This window comes from Chamaesiphon sp. OTE_8_metabat_110 (assembly GCF_031382685.1).
Lineage (GTDB): Bacteria > Cyanobacteriota > Cyanobacteriia > Cyanobacteriales > Chamaesiphonaceae > Chamaesiphon.
The window spans coordinates 1-1688 of sequence record NZ_JANMZA010000545.1; the positions used below are offsets into that span (position 1 = coordinate 1).

Sequence of the window (1688 nt, forward strand, 5' to 3'; positions counted from 1 at the left end):
ATAAAAAAACGTATGTATTTACGCTCAAACTATTTGGTAAAATTGATAGTCAGCGTCATGTGGAATTAATTCAAATCGTACCGACAGCACCTTAACCAATTGTTAAATTTACAACTGTTGGTACTCTTAAATCAAAAACTAAACGACAAACCGTAACGATATCTTTGCCATATACCCCGATTGCTACGGCGATAGATATACCCTTCATCCCTATAAATCTGCGCGTTACAAATCGTCAAAGTATCGATTATTTAACGACGGGATTTAGATTGGCGACTATGAGGGGCGACTATAAAACTAACTTTCCTCTATATACAAATATCACTAAATTTATCTCAGCTCTCAATGGGGGAGCTGTTAAGTTAGAATCGGCTCCCGCCTATGGTTTAAATCTGAATTTAGCAGCTAATTTAGTCAGTTTAGGAATGCCAGTGCAGTGAGAAAGGCAAAATTAAATTCGTTGGCGCAGCCTCTCCTCTGGAGAATCGCTAATACAGTGAGAACAGCCAAATTTAAGGCGACTGCTAAATTCACCTATTTTTCGATTACCACACTAGCCGTAATTTTTTACCTAGCAGGAGTGGCAAAAGCCGAGACACCATCGAATAATAATCCGATCCGATCTACCTTTTCACAGCTCACGGTTAACTCGATGGCTCCATCGCCAACGGGGATGAGTGCGGCGATTCCACCGCAAGCCCAAGCGATATTTGGGGGCTTAACTAGAGTTACTTGTCAAGCTGGGCAAGCACCCTCGACCTGTCTGCCGCTGGGATTTCTCAATACTGCTTTTGGCATTGGGCAGTTCACCCCACAAACAGCCGCCGCCGCTGCCAGAAAACCAGCTTTAACTGGAACGGAAACTCTGGCGAGTGCAACTCCGTGGTTGGGTAAGATCGCTGTTAAAGATGCGCTAGCGGGCAATCCGAGTTTAGCTGCGGTATTGCCACAATCTGCCTTTGTTGCTGGTGGTCGAGGCGGCGGCAAGATCGTCAATCCCAATCTCCAAAATATTCCATTTGGTAGTGTCGTCAATCTCAAGTCGATTCAGCTCAATCGAGTGCCGAGTCTGGCAAATACGCCGTTCAATAAATTTGCAGGCATTCAAAAATTTACTGCTTCCCAGATTCCGAATATTGGCAACATTTCCTTTGCTAATATGCCTAGCATCACCATCCCTGCTGGTGCAGCGGTGCTGAAGATGGATGTAGTCCGTACGCGAGAACGGAATGTTCGGCACATGGTCATGAGTGGTTCCCAGCAGCAGCCAAATGCACCATGCCAGAGTAATTGCGATTATATCGAAACACATCCCGCCATCGGAATGCCCTATCTCAAAGGTGCACGAATAATTTCTGGTGACAGTCTTCAAGTGCGCGGTGGGAAAGGATTACTGGCTTGGGTAAATGGCGGTCAGGAACCGACTGGGATTAGTTTTTCGGGGATGAAGTTCGTCGTTCGCAATGTTAATGCTAAAAAAGGGACGGCAACAGTCAATCTTAATTTCCGGAGCTGTTTTTATGCTTTTGGCGAACATTGTACGCCCTATTTTATTGGCTTCCCTCTGTGGCAATTGAGCGAAAGACGTAATACATTACCACTGATTACTACTGATGCCAGCGTGGCGAGGGTAATTAGATTGAGGCAGAAGTAATGGTGTAGGGGAGTAAGGGGGTAAGGGGGTAGGG

The 1688-nt window shown here is 45.6% G+C and carries 2 protein-coding genes; both read left to right on the forward strand.

Translation table 11 applies throughout. The features are described from left to right. Positions 1-278: 278 nt before the first annotated feature. Entirely contained in the window at positions 279-440 is a 162-nt protein-coding gene (locus RMO52_RS19735; RefSeq protein WP_310417658.1) for a hypothetical protein, read from the forward strand. A 56-nt stretch (positions 441-496) separates the two neighbouring features. Next, on the forward strand, positions 497-1654 hold the full coding sequence (locus tag RMO52_RS19740; RefSeq protein ID WP_310417662.1) for a hypothetical protein: 1158 nt from the start codon (positions 497-499) through the stop codon (positions 1652-1654). Positions 1655-1688: the final 34 nt, after the last annotated feature.